Annotated in this window: 17 protein-coding genes; 5 read left to right on the top strand and 12 right to left on the bottom strand. The window is 48.5% G+C overall.

Annotation, left to right across the window (positions count from 1 at the left end):
• Nucleotide 1 precedes the first annotated feature (1 nt).
• The 3 genes from C1A02_RS05750 to hflX all read left to right on the top strand — a co-directional run bounded on the left by C1A02_RS05750 (nucleotide 2) and on the right by hflX (nucleotide 2,413).
• Complete coding sequence (locus C1A02_RS05750; protein ID WP_101697250.1) at nucleotides 2–568, top strand: hypothetical protein; 567 nt, start codon at nucleotides 2–4, stop codon at nucleotides 566–568.
• Between the two features lie 33 nt (nucleotides 569–601).
• The gene (locus C1A02_RS05745; RefSeq protein ID WP_101697249.1) at nucleotides 602–1,075 is read left to right on the top strand and encodes a hypothetical protein; all 474 of its coding nucleotides are present in this window, start codon (nucleotides 602–604) and stop codon (nucleotides 1,073–1,075) included.
• An 81-nt stretch (nucleotides 1,076–1,156) separates the two neighbouring features.
• A complete protein-coding gene (gene hflX / locus C1A02_RS05740) occupies nucleotides 1,157–2,413 on the top strand; it encodes a GTPase HflX (RefSeq protein ID WP_101697248.1) in 1,257 nt (418 codons plus the stop codon).
• Between the two features lie 292 nt (nucleotides 2,414–2,705).
• Here hflX and ruvX read toward each other — a convergent pair whose 3' ends face one another.
• From ruvX to C1A02_RS05705, 7 genes are all read right to left on the bottom strand, one after another.
• Nucleotides 2,706–3,134, bottom strand: coding sequence for a Holliday junction resolvase RuvX (gene ruvX, locus C1A02_RS05735; protein ID WP_101697247.1), 429 nt, complete (start codon nucleotides 3,132–3,134; stop codon nucleotides 2,706–2,708).
• Between the two features lie 12 nt (nucleotides 3,135–3,146).
• The gene (locus C1A02_RS05730) at nucleotides 3,147–3,827 is read right to left on the bottom strand and encodes a histidine phosphatase family protein (protein ID WP_101697246.1); all 681 of its coding nucleotides are present in this window, start codon (nucleotides 3,825–3,827) and stop codon (nucleotides 3,147–3,149) included.
• Between the two features lie 17 nt (nucleotides 3,828–3,844).
• Complete coding sequence (locus C1A02_RS05725; RefSeq protein WP_101697245.1) at nucleotides 3,845–4,756, bottom strand: dihydroorotate dehydrogenase; 912 nt, start codon at nucleotides 4,754–4,756, stop codon at nucleotides 3,845–3,847.
• A gap of 3 nt (nucleotides 4,757–4,759) precedes the next feature.
• A complete protein-coding gene (locus tag C1A02_RS05720; RefSeq protein WP_101697496.1) occupies nucleotides 4,760–5,521 on the bottom strand; it encodes a dihydroorotate dehydrogenase electron transfer subunit in 762 nt (253 codons plus the stop codon).
• Nucleotides 5,522–5,526: 5 nt separating this feature from the next.
• A complete protein-coding gene (gene pyrF, locus C1A02_RS05715) occupies nucleotides 5,527–6,456 on the bottom strand; it encodes an orotidine-5'-phosphate decarboxylase (protein WP_101697244.1) in 930 nt (309 codons plus the stop codon).
• Between the two features lie 152 nt (nucleotides 6,457–6,608).
• Nucleotides 6,609–7,889, bottom strand: coding sequence for a dihydroorotase (locus C1A02_RS05710; protein ID WP_101697243.1), 1,281 nt, complete (start codon nucleotides 7,887–7,889; stop codon nucleotides 6,609–6,611).
• 115 nt (nucleotides 7,890–8,004) lie between these two features.
• Complete coding sequence (locus C1A02_RS05705; protein WP_101697242.1) at nucleotides 8,005–8,766, bottom strand: YdcF family protein; 762 nt, start codon at nucleotides 8,764–8,766, stop codon at nucleotides 8,005–8,007.
• Nucleotides 8,767–9,098: 332 nt separating this feature from the next.
• Here C1A02_RS05705 and serC point away from each other — a divergent pair, with 332 nt between their 5' ends.
• Nucleotides 9,099–10,184, top strand: a complete 1,086-nt coding sequence (gene serC / locus C1A02_RS05700) for a 3-phosphoserine/phosphohydroxythreonine transaminase (RefSeq protein WP_101697241.1) — start codon at nucleotides 9,099–9,101, stop codon at nucleotides 10,182–10,184.
• A gap of 50 nt (nucleotides 10,185–10,234) precedes the next feature.
• Nucleotides 10,235–11,398, top strand: coding sequence for a 3-phosphoglycerate dehydrogenase family protein (locus C1A02_RS05695; protein ID WP_101697240.1), 1,164 nt, complete (start codon nucleotides 10,235–10,237; stop codon nucleotides 11,396–11,398).
• Nucleotides 11,399–11,448: 50 nt separating this feature from the next.
• On the opposite strand, the gene C1A02_RS05690 is transcribed toward C1A02_RS05695, so the two are convergent.
• The 5 genes from C1A02_RS05690 to C1A02_RS05660 form a co-directional block, all read right to left on the bottom strand.
• Entirely contained in the window at nucleotides 11,449–11,838 is a 390-nt protein-coding gene (locus C1A02_RS05690; protein WP_101697239.1) for a hypothetical protein, read from the bottom strand.
• 231 nt (nucleotides 11,839–12,069) lie between these two features.
• Complete coding sequence (locus C1A02_RS05685; protein ID WP_101697238.1) at nucleotides 12,070–12,390, bottom strand: hypothetical protein; 321 nt, start codon at nucleotides 12,388–12,390, stop codon at nucleotides 12,070–12,072.
• A gap of 1,158 nt (nucleotides 12,391–13,548) precedes the next feature.
• Nucleotides 13,549–14,559, bottom strand: a complete 1,011-nt coding sequence (spoVAD, locus tag C1A02_RS05670; protein WP_101697235.1) for a stage V sporulation protein AD — start codon at nucleotides 14,557–14,559, stop codon at nucleotides 13,549–13,551.
• A gap of 13 nt (nucleotides 14,560–14,572) precedes the next feature.
• The gene (locus C1A02_RS05665) at nucleotides 14,573–14,986 is read right to left on the bottom strand and encodes a SpoVA/SpoVAEb family sporulation membrane protein (protein ID WP_101697495.1); all 414 of its coding nucleotides are present in this window, start codon (nucleotides 14,984–14,986) and stop codon (nucleotides 14,573–14,575) included.
• Between the two features lie 220 nt (nucleotides 14,987–15,206).
• Nucleotides 15,207–16,709 (bottom strand): phosphohexomutase domain-containing protein, encoded by a 1,503-nt coding sequence (locus C1A02_RS05660; RefSeq protein WP_101697234.1) that lies wholly within the window; start codon nucleotides 16,707–16,709, stop codon nucleotides 15,207–15,209.
• Nucleotides 16,710–16,931: the final 222 nt, after the last annotated feature.

The following is a 16,931-nucleotide window of genomic DNA, read 5'->3' as shown; positions in this document are numbered from 1 at the left end:
CATGCGGGCACTGGATTCGATGGTGCGAAAACTTCGGCCCATGGGATTGTACCAGCTGACCGGGAATACGATTGTAGAAGCAGAACTGGCCGCTACCGCACAGGGGCTGGATTGTGTCTATGAAGAACTAGACAGGCTTTTGCAAGAGGCTTTTTTGCCCACGGCTCGGGAACTGGGGCTTGCCATGCGGGAGCTGGCCTTTGGGTCAGAACGAAGGGATCTTTCGTTAAACCATCGGCGGAATATGCTGATGCACAGAAACGCTGTTACCGTTAACGATAACACAAAAGCGGGCATGGAGCGGGCTTTGCTGGCAGTGGGAATCCGCACTTCTATTTTTGAAAATTTCAGGGATCAAAAACTTTATATTTCCTGTGTGGAGCTCCTTGATCAAACAATGGAGCGGGCCAGACTGATAGATTCCGTCATTCGTTTTTTGCCTGCTCATTTGGAACTGAGTTTTGATTTTGGAAAAATCACTTGGGACTATCTTCATCAAACGAAAAAAAGCTTTGGGGAACTTGCACGGGCAGACTTGACCTGGGAGCAAATCCAAGAATTGGAATAGGGATGGAAATGACTGGAATCAGGAGGAACTGGCATGCCGTCAACGAATAAAACGCCCGGGCTTGGGCTAAATAGCTGGGTAGACACCGATAAGCCGCGCCGAGAAGACTTTGTGGAAGATAACCGGATTCTGGACACTGTCATTGAAAATCATTTGAAAGATACGATTCTGCACCTGACACAGGCAGATCGAATTCGTCTGGAAGATGGTATCGTGTGTTCGTCCCGCGATGGAAGCGGAGCAGAAGAGGACTTTATAACACTCGATTTTGAACCACAGGTGGTAGTTGCTTTTTTACAGGAAAAGCCCTTTACAGAATACAACTCTAGAGAAAATTATCTCGTGGTGAACAGCGGAATTGCCACTCGTGTGGGCTCCACTGCGGGAATTCGGCTCAGCGGAAATAAGATATATTTTCGCCAAAGCCAAGCGGCGCCTGCCGCGGGAGGGCTTTATCTAAACCTGAATAAATCTTACAGTCAATACACTTATTTTGCTTTGCGTTAGCGGCAATTGACGAACTATCATTTTTATACTATCATTAAGGACACGGATATTTTGAATCTAGTCTGCGGATAGGAGCTTTGCATGGAATTTTTTGAAAACGAGATCCGCCCGGAGCGTGCGCTTTTGGTGGCGGTGGATACAGGGGAATATGATGTGGAGGCGTCTTTGTCGGAATTGTACGAGCTGACCCGAAGTGCAGGCGCCGAACCCTTCGGCTCCATGACGCAAAAGCGGCCATCCCCGGATACGGCCACCTGTGTTGGCTCCGGCTTGGCAAAGGATATTGCTGATTACTGCCAACGGTATGAAATCGATGTGTTGATTTTCGATTGTGAGCTGTCACCGACCCAAATACGCAACATAGAGGGCATTACGCAGGTTCGGGTGATTGACCGTACCATGCTGATTTTGGACATTTTTGCCGCCCGGGCAAAATCCAAAGAAGGCAAGCTGCAAGTGGAGCTTGCCCAGCTTCGCTATATGATGCCCCGGCTGACCGGAAAGGGAATTGCTTTGTCCCGCTTGGGCGGCGGAATCGGCACCCGAGGCCCGGGTGAAACCAAGCTGGAAACCGATCGCCGTCATATTCGGCGCCGGATTGAAAGCCTGAAGGAACAGCTGGAAGAAGTGGAAAAGCACCGGGAACAGATCAACCGCCGCCGCCAAAAGGATGGCGTGATTACGGTGGCCTTGGTGGGATATACCAACGCGGGCAAAAGCACTTTGATGAATTATTTAACCCAAGCAGGGGTTTTGGCAAAAGATCAGCTGTTTGCCACGCTGGACCCGACGGCAAGGGCATTAAAGCTGCCCAGCGGCATTACGGTTATGCTGATTGATACGGTTGGCTTTGTGCGCCGGCTGCCTCACCATTTGGTGAATGCGTTCCGTTCCACACTGGAGCAAGCCGCTTTGGCGGACTTGATTTTAAATGTGTGCGATGCTTCCAGTCCGGAAGCACAGACTCACCTGGAGGTTACCCGCTCTTTGCTGGCGGAACTGGGGTGGAAAGTTTGTCCGGTGCTGCCCGTTCTCAATAAATGTGATCTGGTTCCCAAGCTGGACGCAATTCCCATGATAGGCAACGCCGTGCGCATCAGTGCGGCCACCGGCGCGGGAGTTGACCGATTGCTGGAAACCATTGAAAAAAATCTGCCGGTCAAAACGGTGCAGGTAGATGTGCTGCTTCCTTTTTCTGAAAGCGGGTTGGCGGCAAGAGTTCGCAAGGATGGCGTTTTATTGAGTGAGGAATATACCGAAAATGGTCTTTTGATTTCTGCCCGGGTTGGGTCAGAACTGCTGAGTGTTCTTTCGCGGTATGAAGTAGAGTCGGAATAAAAATTTGCTGTAAAGCAGCAAGACAGTTTATTGATACAAAAGAAAAATAAAAGGCCTACAGGGACGTTTATACCGTTCCTGTGGGCCTTTTTAATGGTGAACAAACAGATGAATAAAGGCGCGTTTGAGCCTTAAAAAGTGATATTTTGCAAAGTCTGGTGCGGTTTTCTATCTGTTTGAAATCGATTTCGGATATGGAAATATTGCTGGCAAAATAAGAGTAACAAGTATCGTAAGTTAAAAAGCTGTTTTACGCACTTTTGCATAAAACAGCCTTATCTGTTAGAGAAATCTAGTCTTTGTTTTTCTGATTTTTCCGGTATTCCAGATAATCCTGCAAAATGATGGTGGCGGCTACCGCATCTACCACTGCCTTGCGTTTTTTGCCCCGGGTTCCGGTTACGTTTAGGTAATTGTGTGCGGTAATAGTGGTTCCCCGTTCGTCACCAAAGGCTATGGGCAGACCGCTGGCTTCTTCCAGCCGGGCGCCGAAGGCACGGGCATTCTGGGCGCTTTCGCCCTCGCTGCCGTCCATGTTTCGGGGCAGTCCCACAACCACCATTTTCACTCGGTTTTCAGCGGCGAGTTCAGTAATTTTTGCGCAAAGCTTTTCTGCATTGTGTTCGTAAATTACCGTTAAAGGACTGGCCAGCAGTTCGCCTTCATCACAGACCGCCAGCCCGGTGCGCGCCTTTCCCAAATCCACCGCCAATATTTTCATAGGGGAGCCTCCTCATTCAAAATGCTCTTTGTCTTTGTTTTCCGGGCGCCACCAGTCCTGTTTGGAAAAAGTGGAGACTTCCTCCGTCAGATGAGAAGCATCGTTTACGAGCTGAATGTCTGCGTTTAACTCTTCATCAAAATCCACAATGGTGACTGCGGTGTTGTCGCACCAGTCGATATCGTTCAGCCGTTCAATGGGCCAGCCATTGGCGCGGCACAGGAAATTCCGAATGGCACAGCCGTGAGAAGTAACGGCAATGGTTTTGCCCGGGTGTTCTTTTACCAGGCGAATCACCGCATTCCAGATGCGGTCATACAACTGGCGCATACTTTCCCCTTTTTCAGATGCAAAGTCGTGGGGAGTATTCCACCAGACCGAGGCCATCTCGGGATATTTTTCGGGCAGTTCTGCCCAAGGGATGCCTTCCCACTCGCCGCCGTCCAATTCCATCAGGTCTTTTTCCTGAAGAATGGGCAGGTTGTGGTATCGGTTGACTGCCTGAGCCGTTATATAGGCCCGTTTCAGGGGGCTGGAATACAGCACGTCGATTTTTGTGTTGCGCAGGCGCAGGCTCAACAGATCCAGCTGGCGCAGGCCGTTTTCACTGACTTCCGCATCGGTATGCCCTTGAAAAATCCGCTTTACATTTCCTTCTGCTTCGCAATGGCGAATTAAAATTACTCTTGTCATTCACACGCTCCCTTTCTTTACCAAGGCATAATACCGCCAGTTAGTTCTGTGACGGAAGAGATGCCGTTTTGTGTCATATATTCGTTTAAACCCTTTACAATGTGCAAGGGTGCCTTGGGGTTAGAGAACAGCACTGTGCCGATTTGTACGGCGCTGGCACCTGCCAGCAGCATTTCTACTGCGTCTTTCCAGGTTGAGATTCCCCCCATGCCCACGATGGGGATAGATACCCGGTTTGCCGCCTGCCACACCATGCGAATGGCAACCGGAAGAAGTGCAGGGCCAGACAGCCCGCCGGTGTTGTTATGCAAAATAGGGCGGCGGTTTTTAATATCAATCCGCATGCCCGTCAGGGTGTTAATCAAAGACAGTGCATCTGCGCCGGCACTTTCTGCCGCCGCGGCAATCTCGCCGATATCCGCTACGTTTGGAGAAAGCTTTACCATCAAAGGCTTTTTGCAGTAGCGCCGCACTTGGGCGGTGATATCTTCCACCCCAGCGCAGCTGGTGCCAAAATGCACGCCGCCTTCTTTTACATTGGGGCAGGAGATATTCAGTTCCAGCATATCTACACAGGTGTCTGAAAGCTTTTCGGCCATTTCACAGTATTCCGCCGGGGTATTGCCTGCGATGTTGGCAATAATCCGTGTTCCCTGCTGAGACAGCCAAGGCAGTTCTTTCTGGATAAAAGCATCCACCCCGGGATTTTGCAGCCCCACCGCATTGAGCATACCGCCGGGGGTTTCGGCAATGCGGGGCGGCGGATTACCCAGCCGTTCTTTTAAGGTAATCCCCTTGCAGGAAATTCCGCCCAAGGTGGAAAGGGGATAGAATTCCTGATATTCATGACCAAAGCCGAAGGTGCCCGAAGCCGCTATCAGCGGGTTCTGAAATTCCACCCCGGCGATTGTTACCCGTAAATCCGCCATTTCTTAACCCTCCCAAACAATACTGCGGCTGTCAAACACAGGGCCGTTCTTACAGACGTGAAGATACTGCTCTTTGCCGTCCACTATGGTTTTGGTGGCGCAGCCAAGACAGGCGCCCACGCCGCAGGCCATGCGTTCTTCCAGTGAAAATTGGGCAGGAATTTGTTTTTCCTCCGCCAGTGTCAAAAGAGATTTCAGCATGGGCTTTGGCCCGCAGGCAAACAGAACATCTACATCCGCATACTGTCTGGCACAGTCTGTAACCAACCCGTGAAAGCCCATGCTTCCGTCGTCGGTGGCCACAAAGACCTGACAGCCCGCCAGTGCGAAATCCCGGGCCAGAATTACCGATTCCTTATTTTGAAAGCCCAGCACTACCGTTGCATTTTTGCCAAAGGGCCGCGCCGCCGCCAGAAGGGGAGGAACGCCAATTCCGCCGCCCACAAAGAGCGCCCGGCGGCCGGTGTCACCCAAATCAAAGCCGTGGCCCAAAGGCCCCAGCAAATCCAACGTGTCACCCAGCTTTTTTTGCCCCAAAATTTCGGTGCCTTCGCCCCGTTCCTGAAAAACCAGCCGCAGGGTTCCGTTTTCTGCATCAATGTCACAAATAGAAATGGGGCGGCGCAGCGTTTTGCCCGGAACCAGAACATGGACGAACTGGCCTGGACAGGAATCCTTTGCCAACTCTTCTGCATCTACAATCCAGTCATGTACGCCCGGAGCAGGCTGTTTTTGATAGATAATCTCACACAATTTGGTGTCCATCACTATTATCCAATCCTCCCGATTTTTTCTGTAATGTCATCCCGCATCCGAATGGCCTCCCGGGCAGCCGCCTTGGCGAATTCCTGCTCAGGGGCGTTTTCCTTTTGCCAGGCACACAGGATGCTGCGGGAGGCGTTAATGACGGCACCCAGCCCGCTGGCATCAAAAGCCGGGGCCACGTCGCTGGCGCCGCCGCCCTGTGCCCCGTAACCGGGAACCAGGAAAAAGGTATGGGGGAATTCAATGCGCAGCTCGCGAAGCTGTTCCGGATAGGTAGCGCCCACCACAGCGCCTACTCCCGAATACACATAAGCACCTGGTAGCAGTTCGCCCCACTGTTCACACATCATACCCATAGTGTAATAAATCGTTTTGCCATTTTTCAGTTTTTGATCCTGCAATTCGCCAGAAGAAGGATTTGAGGTTTTTACCAGAACAAAAATACCTTTGTCCTCTCGCTTGCACAGTCCCAAAAGGGGCTTGATGCCGTCGGAGCCCAGATAGCCGTTAACCGTCAGGGCATCGCCGTCAAAGGCGGCAAATTTCTGACCTTCTACCTCGGTTTTGCCCAAATGGGCATCCGCATACGCTTCCATGGTGCTGCCGATGTCATTGCGCTTTCCGTCGGTAATTACAAATAATCCCTTTTCCTTGGCATAGGAAATGGTTTCTGCCAAAGCGCGCATGCCCGGCCATCCCAGCGCCTCATAGTAAGCGCATTGGGGTTTGATGGCGGGGACGATGGGAGCCAGTTCGTCAATCAAAGCCTTGTTAAAGTGAAGCACCGCGTCGGCTGCGCCTTCCAATGTTTTGCCGAACTTTTGATAAGATTCTTCTTTCAAATAAGAAGGAATATATTCCAATTTGGGGTCAAGACCCGCCACGGTGGGGTTTTGTTTCTGAATGATTTTCTCAATAAGGGTATCCAATGACATAAAACAGTATCCTCCTGAATCTAATCACCGGAAAAACCGGTGTGGTAAAATGGCGATGAATTTCATTTCAGCTGATTGTCTGAAAAAGTAAACTATTCCGGATTACAATAGTTCTGCTTATGGAAAAACGCCGCCCGCAAGGGGCAGACGTTTTATGCTTTCGGATAAACGATTTTTCCCCGGCAAACCGTATATTTGACCTTGCCGGTCAGTTCCATTCCGGCGAAGGGAACATTGCGGCTTTTGCCGTGCAATTGGGCGGGATCCACTGTCCAGCGCTCAGTTTCGTCAAACAGCACCAGATCTGCCGGCTGACCTTCCCGAAGCCTTCCCCCGGGAATTCCTAAAATATCCGCCGGAGCCGTGGACATTTTGTGAATCAATTGGCCAAGCGTGAGAATACCGGTGTTCACCAGATAAGTAATTCCCACAGAAAGGGAAGTTTCCATTCCGATGGAGCCGTTGGGGGCAGTTAAAAAGTTGGATTTTTCAGCGGGAGTATGGGGGGCGTGGTCGGTGGCGATGGCATCTAAGGTGCCGTCTTGCAACGCCTTTTGAATGGCCAGCCTGTCCTCTTCGGTGCGAAGGGGAGGATTCATCCGGCAGTCCGGATTTTTGCCCAGCAGGGCTTTGTCAGTCAGAGAAAAGTAATGGGGGGCAGTTTCTGCGGTAACACCCACGCCGCGGCGCTTGGCATCTCGAATCATCGCGGCAGAAACAGCGGTGCTTACGTGGCAGATGTGAATGGGTACGCCATATGATTCTGCTAACGTAATATCACGGGCAGTGCCGCAGTCTTCTGCTGCGCCGGGAATTCCGGGAACACCCAGCTGACGGCTGATTTCGCCTTCATTCATAATGCCGCCTTCTGCCAGATACAAATCTTCGCAGTGGGACACGACTTTCAGTCCCAACTCCGCTGCATGGATCATTCCCTGAGCCATCAGGCGGGTGTCGGTGACCGGGCGGCCATCGTCAGACACAGCGGTGATTCCCGCTTGTTTTAGTGCGGCAAGATCGGTCAGGCGTTCGCTTTTCAGCCCGGTGGTAATGGCAGCCGTTACATAGACCCGCGCGTCTGCTTCCTTGGCCCGGGACAAAATATCCTGTGCCACCTGGGGCGTGTCCGTAACCGGGTTGGTGTTTGGCATTGCCAAAAGGCTGGTGACGCCTCCGGCCGCCGCGGCCCGGCAGCCGCTTAGAATATCTTCTTTTTCAGTAAAACCCGGATCGCGAAGATGCACATGCATGTCCACCAGTCCCGGTGCCGCTGTGAGCCCTTCGGCCTCAATCACCTGTGCGTCTTGTGCCGAAAGATCTTCTCCGATACGGGCGATGATTCCGTTTTGTATCAGGATGTCCAGAATCCGATCGGTTTTGCTTTCCGGATCCAAAACCCGGGCACCCCGTATGAGCAAGAGTTGTTCCCCCATGTTTGCCGCCTCCCACTTTCTATTTTACTTATTATACATGATTTGAGATATTCCGTAAACCGCACAACTGTCCCGAAAAACAAAGACATTTGCCGCAACTTATTTGCTAATCTGTCTATCTGACCGGGAAGGGAAGCGAAGCCGCGGTCAATGCAAGAAGTTCCCGGGCATACATGGCAGAAAAAATATACCAAGGGGTATTGGCATTTACCGCATAGGGGGTCAGGTTTTGCCGTTTGGCCAGCCAGGAGGATCGCAGCTGGTGATATTCGTCGGTTACCACGGCAATGTCTGTTCCCAACCCTTTCTGCATGAGAATTTCTTTGGAAAACCGAATGTTTTCTTCGGTGCTGCGGGACTGATCCTCCAGAAAAATCCGTTCCGGCTCAATGCCCCGTTTGATCAGATTATCCCGAATGGCAACGGCCTCGCTGATTTGTTCCCCCGGGCCTTGTCCGCCGCTGGCGATGCAGACCGCCTGGGGATTTTCTTTCAGATACTGTTCGGCAGCCTGAATGCGCGCCCACAAATCCCGGCTGGGGTTGGTTCCCTGCACTTGACTGCCCAACACCACGGCGGGGGTGTTGGCCGGCGGTTTGGCGGCACAGGCAACGGCCATTTGAATGCTTAAAATGGCTGTCCACAGAAGTCCCGCGGCAAGAAAGGAAGCCAGCACACGGTTTACTGTCCGTAACCTTTTGGTGTGACCGGAACGTTCCGCCCATTTTTTCAGCGGAGAAAGAACCAGTCCCCACAAAATTAGAAAGACGCAAAGCCCTATGCCAAGCAAATTGCCGATGTTTAAAATGCCGATGCGGGCGGGAATACAAAACCAAATCAGCCCTGCGGCGGGTAAGAGCAAAATCAGCCTTTTCATTTTTTTATTTCCTTTCTGGCAGTTATGGATGTTTTTTCTTTATAAATCTAGGCGTAATGCGGTTTTCAAAGCATCAAAGAAATGGAATTAGAGCTTTTTACCAGTAGCCTTGCACAGCGTTTTTTTGTTTTTAGTATAACAAAGTCAGCAAGAATTGAACAGATCCCATCTGTGAAGAATGTCTGAAACAGGAACAAATGCCGGAAATCGGCTGTTTTTGGGCATGAAATACGGGCAATATTGCAAAGGCTTTTTCCTTGTCAGCAATTGACTTGATTTTTTGAAAGAGCTATAATTGAACTATTATTTTATAACCAATTGGAGGTTTATTTATGAAACGCGTTTACAACTTTTCTGCGGGTCCTTCCGTCCTGCCGGAGTCGGTACTGCGCCGTGCGGCAGAAGAAATGTTAGATTATCAGGGCAGCGGCCAGTCTGTGATGGAGATGTCCCACCGATCTAAAATCTACGAAGGAATTATTGGCTCCGCGGAAAGTTCCCTGCGTGAGCTCATGAATATACCCGAGAATTATAAGGTGCTGTTTTTGCAGGGGGGCGGCTGGTCCCAGTTTTCTATGGTGCCCATGAACCTGATGGTGAAAAACGGTAAGGCTGATTTTGTGGTGACAGGCCAATGGGCGGCTAACGCCCAGAAAGAAGCGGCTCGTTACGGTGAAGCTCGTATTGTGGCTTCTTCCAAAGATAAAATGTTCAGCTACATACCAGAGCTTGACCCGTCCACTTTTTCTCCTGATGCGGATTATTTCCACATTTGCATGAACAACACCATTTACGGCACCCGCTATACTAAGTTGCCGGAAACCGGAAATGTGCCGCTGGTAGCGGATATTTCTTCTTGCATTTTGAGCGAACCGGTTGATGTGACCAAGTTTGGCGTGCTGTATGCAGGCGCCCAAAAGAATGTGGCACCTGCGGGCCTGACCATTGTGATCATCCGTGAGGACTTGATTGGCCACGCTATGGAAATTACCCCCACTATGTTTAATTACAAGGTTCATGCAGACAACGGCTCTATGTTCAATACGCCGCCCTGCTACCCGATTTATATTTGCGGCTTGGTGCTGGAATGGATTAAAAAGGAATTTGGTTCTTTGGAAGGCATGAAAGCTCATAATGAGAAAAAGGCTGCAATTCTTTATAATTATCTGGATCAATCCAAACTATTCCGCGGCACGGTGGAAAAGAAAGATCGTTCTTTGATGAACGTTCCCTTTGTCACCGGCAATGAGGAACTGGACGCCAAATTTGTAAAAGAAGCGGAAGCCGTCGGTTTTGTGAACCTGAAAGGTCACCGCAGCGTGGGCGGAATGCGCGCTTCCATTTACAATGCCATGCCCATCAAGGGTGTAGAGGCGCTGGTGGAATTCATGGCAGATTTTGAAAAGAAAAACGCATAAAACGATTTTTGATATTGTTATCTTGCAGAAAGAACAGAGGAAGAGATAGAATGTACCGCATTAAAACATTGAATAATATTGCAGAAACAGGTTTAACCCGCTTTGGGCAGAACTATGAATATAGCAGTGACATGGAAAACCCCCAAGGAATTCTGGTGCGTTCCGCATCGATGCATGAAATGGAGCTTCCCGAGGAGCTTTTGGCCATTGCCAGAGCCGGGGCCGGGGTGAATAATATTCCGGTAGACAAATGCAGCGAGCAGGGCATTGTGGTGTTTAACACACCCGGTGCCAATGCCAATGCGGTGAAGGAATTGGTGATTTCGGCACTGTTTTTGACTTCTCGCCGGATGCTTCCTGCTTTGGAATGGGTGAAAACACTCAAGGGAAAAGGCAGTGAAGTCAGCAAGCTGGTGGAAAAAGGAAAAAGCCAGTTTGCCGGGCCTGAAATTAAAGGAAAAAGCCTTGGCGTCATCGGCCTTGGGGCAATTGGAATTCAGGTGGCGAATGCCGCTAAAAACCTGGGCATGGAAGTTTATGGTTACGACCCATACCTTTCTGTAGATGCGGCCTGGGGGTTGTCCCGCTGGGTACACCATGCCCGCACATTGGATGAAGTGTTTGCAAACTGTGACTATTTGACGGTGCATGTGCCGCTGACTCCGGATACCAAATACCTGATTAACGAAGAATCCATTCAGAAGATGAAAGACGAAGTTCGGATTCTGAACTTTGCCCGCGGCGAACTGGTAGAAACCGCAGCGATGATAGCCGGACTAAAATCCGGAAAAATCAGCGCCTATGCCACCGATTTCCCCACCGACGAGCTGATCGGCGTAGACGGTGTTTTGGCAATTCCCCATCTGGGTGCATCCACACCGGAATCGGAAGAAAACTGCGCACGCATGGCGGTGGATGAACTGAAGGAATTCTTGGAAACCGGCAATATTCGCAACTCTGTGAATATGCCTTCCATTTCTATGCCCCGTGCCCACGCGGTTCGAATCTGCATTTTCCATCGGAATGTACCCAATACCATCAGCTTGTTTTCGGGTGTGATGGCGGGATCTGGTATTAACATTGAAAACATGCAGAGCAAATCGAAAAAGGGTTATGCTTATACTATCTTGGATGTCACCGGAGAGGTGGACGACGCTGCGCTTTCTACGTTGCAGCAGCGGGAAGAGATCATTCGCCTGCGAGTGATCCGCTGATTCTTCCTTTTTCAAACAGCAAAGGCTGCCGCAATTGCGGCAGCCTTTTTTCATCCGTTTCCGGTAATCAGGTTAGCAAGCTCCATGAGAGAATAGCCGAAAAAATCACAGAAGAAATAAACAGAGACTAAAGTCAAACATACGGCAGAAGTAAGGCTGCCCGCAATTTGCTTGATACGCTGGGACCTCGGTGTTTGACTCGCTTCCAGCAAAGGCTCAATTTCTTCTTCTCGATAGGAGCGGAGTTTTTTTCTCAGTTCGTATAAAGTGGCGGCCAAAGCGACGACAACCGTAATGGCAAAAAGAAGACCAAACCAACGGGTTTGCGGCTCCCCTGAGGGGAAAAACTTTTTTACAAAGCCAATCAGGACAATGGCGGTAGAGGCTCCCCGAAGAAATTTATTTTCTTTTTCTTTGCTTTCATTCTTTAACTGTTTCATCGTTTCGCCTCGTTTTCTTATTCGGCCGATTTTTTTATGAGACAAAAACCGACTTTTTTACAACTTATCATATTCTGCGAACAGATGCAATGGTTCCCGCTATTTTCACAAAATAAGGTTATATTTCTTTTCAATAGGTTTTTGGAAAGACAACCATAGATTCAGCTTTGCGAAGAGCAGAATTTTTTTGCACAAAGCTTATATATGAAATTGCTCTTATAAGGGATTCATTTAATATGACCAATACAAAAATCGATGAAAGCTTAGAACGCTGGCTGATGCACAGAGAATAAGCAGCGTTATGTTTGCCAAAATCTGTTTGAGGCGAATTTTCGCCGAGGCCTGCGTTCCCTGCTCTTGATAATAGCGCCTCATATGCCTGTTGTCATACAAAGCATCGATAAAAAAGAGAGCGAAGAAAATACAATAAGACAGGCTAAACCACCGCCGGGAAGGGTTCCATGGTGCAAAGGAAGATTCCGCCATGCTGACAAGAAGACAAAGTACAAGAATAATCAAAAGAATCCCATTGTGTTCCCTGACATATTTCATTCCGGTTACCCCCATAAAAAATTCTTTTTCTAAAATTTAATGCGAATTACTTTAACCAAAACCACAGTGATTTATTTTTCATTTTACCATAAGCTCTTATTCCCGGCAAGAAACTGTGAACTTTCACCATGATTTAACGGCGATTTTATTGATTTTAAAAATATCTTTATATAACTGGCCGTTTTGTAAGCCAAGTCTTTGTTTTTTCTTTGCTGTTTTCTAATGTTTTTTAATTTGATTCAGTAAATCAATGGGATATGTTTCAATATATAAGGCCGTCGCGATTGCGGCGGCCTTATAGCATATCTCTATAAAGGGTAGAGACTGTATCCTAAAAAGTCTGAAAAATAGAGGAAGGCTCCCCAAGCACTTGCCAGCAGCAATACGATGTTCCAAAATAATTCCTTTTTTTGATTCAGGGGGGTTCTGCCGGGGTGTTCTTCCGTATGAGAACGCTTTAAGCGAAATACGTTGTATATGCTGTAGAAAAAAAAGCAGGAATAGAATCCCAAATAGCAGATGAACCCAATTTCGTGCTGGATGCCATGGGGGCAATACTTTTTTAATGGTGAAGCCTGCCACAATGACGAATAAAAAAAATCCATAAATAATATTTTGCTTTTTGTCAAATTTCATAATTTGTACCTGAAGTCATGGCTTTCAATTTTTTTTGGTATCATTTTTGTTCTTATAAAAAGTATAATAATAAGCTATGTTCGGACGAGATGTCGTTACCGAATCAATGTAATAGAATTCGACTTTATAATAAATAGTTGGCAATGCCGCTGCAACAGCTGTTTTCGCAATTGCTTTGACAGCGGAGGAAGAAACCGGAACGCCGAGCAGCCGCAATTGCGGTGGCCCAGCCCGCTGCAGTTATTGCATCAGTTTTAATATCGGAATGCTGCCAAACTTGATGGCTTTTTCACCATAAGGGCATTGCATTTTTATCACATCCTTTCAGAATTAAAATAGTTCTCTCTTTATATAACAAATTAAAATCTTGGTTTGTGACAAATGTTATAAAAATTTTTTATAACATGATTGTTCTTTAATGGAATGTTTAGGGGCTTTCCCTCCTAAAAGGTTAAGAGAAAATAAAAAACCCCCGGAAAATTCCAGGGATTTTCAATATTGTATTGCGAACTGCAAGCGGAATTAAGTTGAGGTAAGGTGTAACAGATGGGCGATGCCCGGCACGCTTTCCCCTTGTTGCTGAGAGGTGGGGGACATCAGTGCGCCGGTGGCTACGAACAACACGTTATTCAGTTCGCGGCTTTGCAGGCGCTGCAAAATAACAGAGCATAATACCGAGGCGGAACATCCGCAGCCAGAGCCACCCGCATGGACGTCTTGCTTTTCCCGATGAAACAGCATCATGCCGCAGTCGTTGTGTACATCGGTGATATCCAGATTGTTTTGAATTAAAATCTCTCGTACCAGCTCTGTGCCAATCAGACCCAAATCACCGGTGAGAATGAGATCATAATCATTGGGCACCGTTCCAGTATCGTGTAAAAAGTCATGGATGGTTTGTGCCGCGGCCGGAGCCATGGCAGCACCCATGTTGGCCGCATCCTTAATTCCCAAATCCGAAATTCTTCCTACGGTGACAGCGGAAACAAAAGGCCCTTTTCCGCTTGTTCCCAGAATCACCGAGCCCGAAGCAGTGGCAGTCCACTGGGCTGTGGGGGTGCGCTGGCCGCCGTATTCCAGCGGCAAGCGGAACTGGCGCTCTGCAGAGCAAAAGTGAGAGGAAGTCACAGCCGCTGCCAGCCGGGCTGCCCCGGTTTCTACAAAGATAGAAGCCAATGCCATGGTTTGCGCCATGGTGGAACAAGCTCCGAACTGTCCCAGCATGGGGATATCCAGGCTGCGAAGGCCAAAGGTGGAAGAGATACACTGGTTTAAAAGGTCGCCGGCAAAAATATAGTCAATGTCCTGAGATGTCACACCCGCTTTTTTCAGCGCTAAAGTGACGGCTTCTTTTTGCAGGCGGCTTTCTGCTTTTTCCCAACTGCTTTCTCCTAAAGTGGTGTCTTCAAATGATAAATCAAAATATTCACTTAAAGGCCCTTCCATTTCTTTTTTTCCGACAACAGAGGCGAATCCCTCCACAGTGGGGCGGTTTTCCATTTGCAGGGTATACCGACCGATTCGTTTTGTCATGATTTCGCCTCCTTTAATACCAACCGAACAGGTAAATAATGATACCGTAAATAGCGGAAGAGGTAATTCCGTATACTAAAACCGGGCCGGCAATAATAAACATTTTTGCGCCGATTCCCAAAATATACCCCTCCGGCTTAAATTCCATTGCAGGCGACACCATCGAGTTAGCAAATCCCGTGATCGGAACTAAAGTACCTGCTCCGGCATGCTTTGCCAGATTATCATAAATTTTCAGCGCTGTTAAAATGGCAGTCAACCCAATTAAAGTAATGGATTCTGCCGCCCGCGCTTCTTGTATCTCCAATCCGCTATTTAAAAAGTAATTTACTAAAAACTGGCCGAAAGTACAGATGGCCCCGCCCACCAAAAACGCCAAAAGGCAATTTTTAAAGATGGTACTGGGCGGCGATGCCTTTTCTGTCATCTTTGCATATTCTTCATTTGTAATTTTTTTCAAGGAATTTCATCTCCTTTTCAACAGTAGCACTTCTATCTTTTCCGTCGGCAGACAGAATATGCAAAAAAGCCTTGCATACAGTTTTCATAAAACTGAAGCAAGGCTTTTTTTATTTTTTATAGGATTTTAATTCGCATAAAATCGTTTTTAAAACGCAAATTACAAAAGAATTTTACCTTAAAAATAGTTAGGCAAACAGTGGTTCCAGATTCAGGCTACCACAGGTTTTCAGGAATTCGGCCAGTTTATCGCGAATTTGTTTTGTGCCGCCCTGAGTGTCACTTTCAATGTTCAGGGGCATGATAGGATCGTGCACGCTCAGCCGAAGCAGGAACCAGCCGTCCCCTTCGCTTTTGCCAAAAGAAATCCGCAAACCTTCTCGGTTATCGGGTGCAATTTGCCAGTTGTGTTCTTTCGCATATTGTTCCAGCTGGGATAAAATTCCCTCGCCGCATTCCCGAAAGGCTTCCTGCGTAATCGGCAAGCGGATTTCCACCGCTTCTTTGGGTTCGGCCAAGGGTTCCAGCAGGCTTTCCAAAGATTTGCCTTCTTTGCGCAGCACGGCCATTTTGATGATGATTTTGGTTACCAAATAGGCGCCGTCATCCAGAAAATAATTTTCACGCAGTGCCGCATGGCCAGAGGTTTCAATGGCTAACGGGCAGTTAATGCCTTCATCATTCAGGCGGATTGCCTCGTTGATTACATTTTTATAGCCGCGCTTAAAACGGTGATGGACGCCGCCCAAGGTGGTTTCAATGTATTGCTTTAATCCATTAGAAGTAATGGAGTCGGTGACGATGGTGCCGCCGGAGTTGCCTTCCAGCGCAATGGCAGAAGCAATGGCCACCAAACGGTTTCGGTTAATTTCGCGGCCCTGACGGTCCACAGCGCCGCCCCTATCCACATCGGTGTCAAAAATAACGCCCAAATCTGCGCCTGCCATTGCTGTTGCGGTGCAAACCGAATCCATGGCCTGTTGATTTTCCGGATTGGGAACGTGGTTCGGGAACATGCCGTCCGGTTCCAAGAACTGGCTGCCGTTGATGTTGGCGCCCAAAGGCTCCAAAACGTCATAGGCATAAAAGCCCCCGGCGCCGTTTCCGGCATCCACTACAATGTGAAATCCTTGAAGGGGATAATCGTAATCTTCTGCGTTGACGCCTTTTTTAATCACATTGCGAAGGTGCGCGCTGTAAATTTTCATGTGATCGTTTTTTTCTGCGCTGCCCGGCGCCGCTGCTTGCAGCTTTTTGGCTTCCTGTGCATACAGCAAAAGAGCTTCAATATCCGGTGCATCCAGTCCGCCGGTTTTTGTAAAAAATTTCAGCCCGTTGCGGTTATAGGGATGGTGGCTTGCAGTAATTTGAATCGCCCCATCACAGGGAATGTCCAGCGTTGCCATAAACATGGAAGGGGTCGAAGCCAAACCGCAGTCCAAAACATGAACGCCGCAGCCGGTTAAAGCCCGGATGACCGCCGCGCTGATTCGGGGTGCAGAAATACGGGAATCGTGTCCCACTGCAACAGACAAGCTTTCTTTTTGAAGGTGGTTAGAAAGCCAAAGAGCAAAGCCGCCGGCAATGCGTTCCACTACTTCATCGGTCAGGTTTACCGGATCCGGGCCTTCGCTGGCGACCCCGCGGATATCGGTACCGCTTTTAAATTGCTTCCATTCTTTTGTCAACATAAAATCCTGCTCCTTTTATGACGGGCGCTGGTGCGCCGAAAATATTGCAAATGTTTCTAAAACAAAATCACATTATTGCTTTATTCAAAATTATTCTACTGAAAACTGTTACGTTGCTCTCGGTGCGGGCTTGTTTATTCCCGTGCCGGAAAAGCCTTTTTTGTTTATTAAGCTTTTACTTTATTATTTTTAGAAAAAGATTCTTCTTTTACTACTTCGCTC

This window comes from Clostridium minihomine, from assembly GCF_900240385.1.
Lineage (GTDB): Bacteria > Bacillota > Clostridia > Oscillospirales > Acutalibacteraceae > Faecalispora > Faecalispora minihomine.
This window is presented reverse-complemented; position numbering and strand designations above follow the sequence as displayed.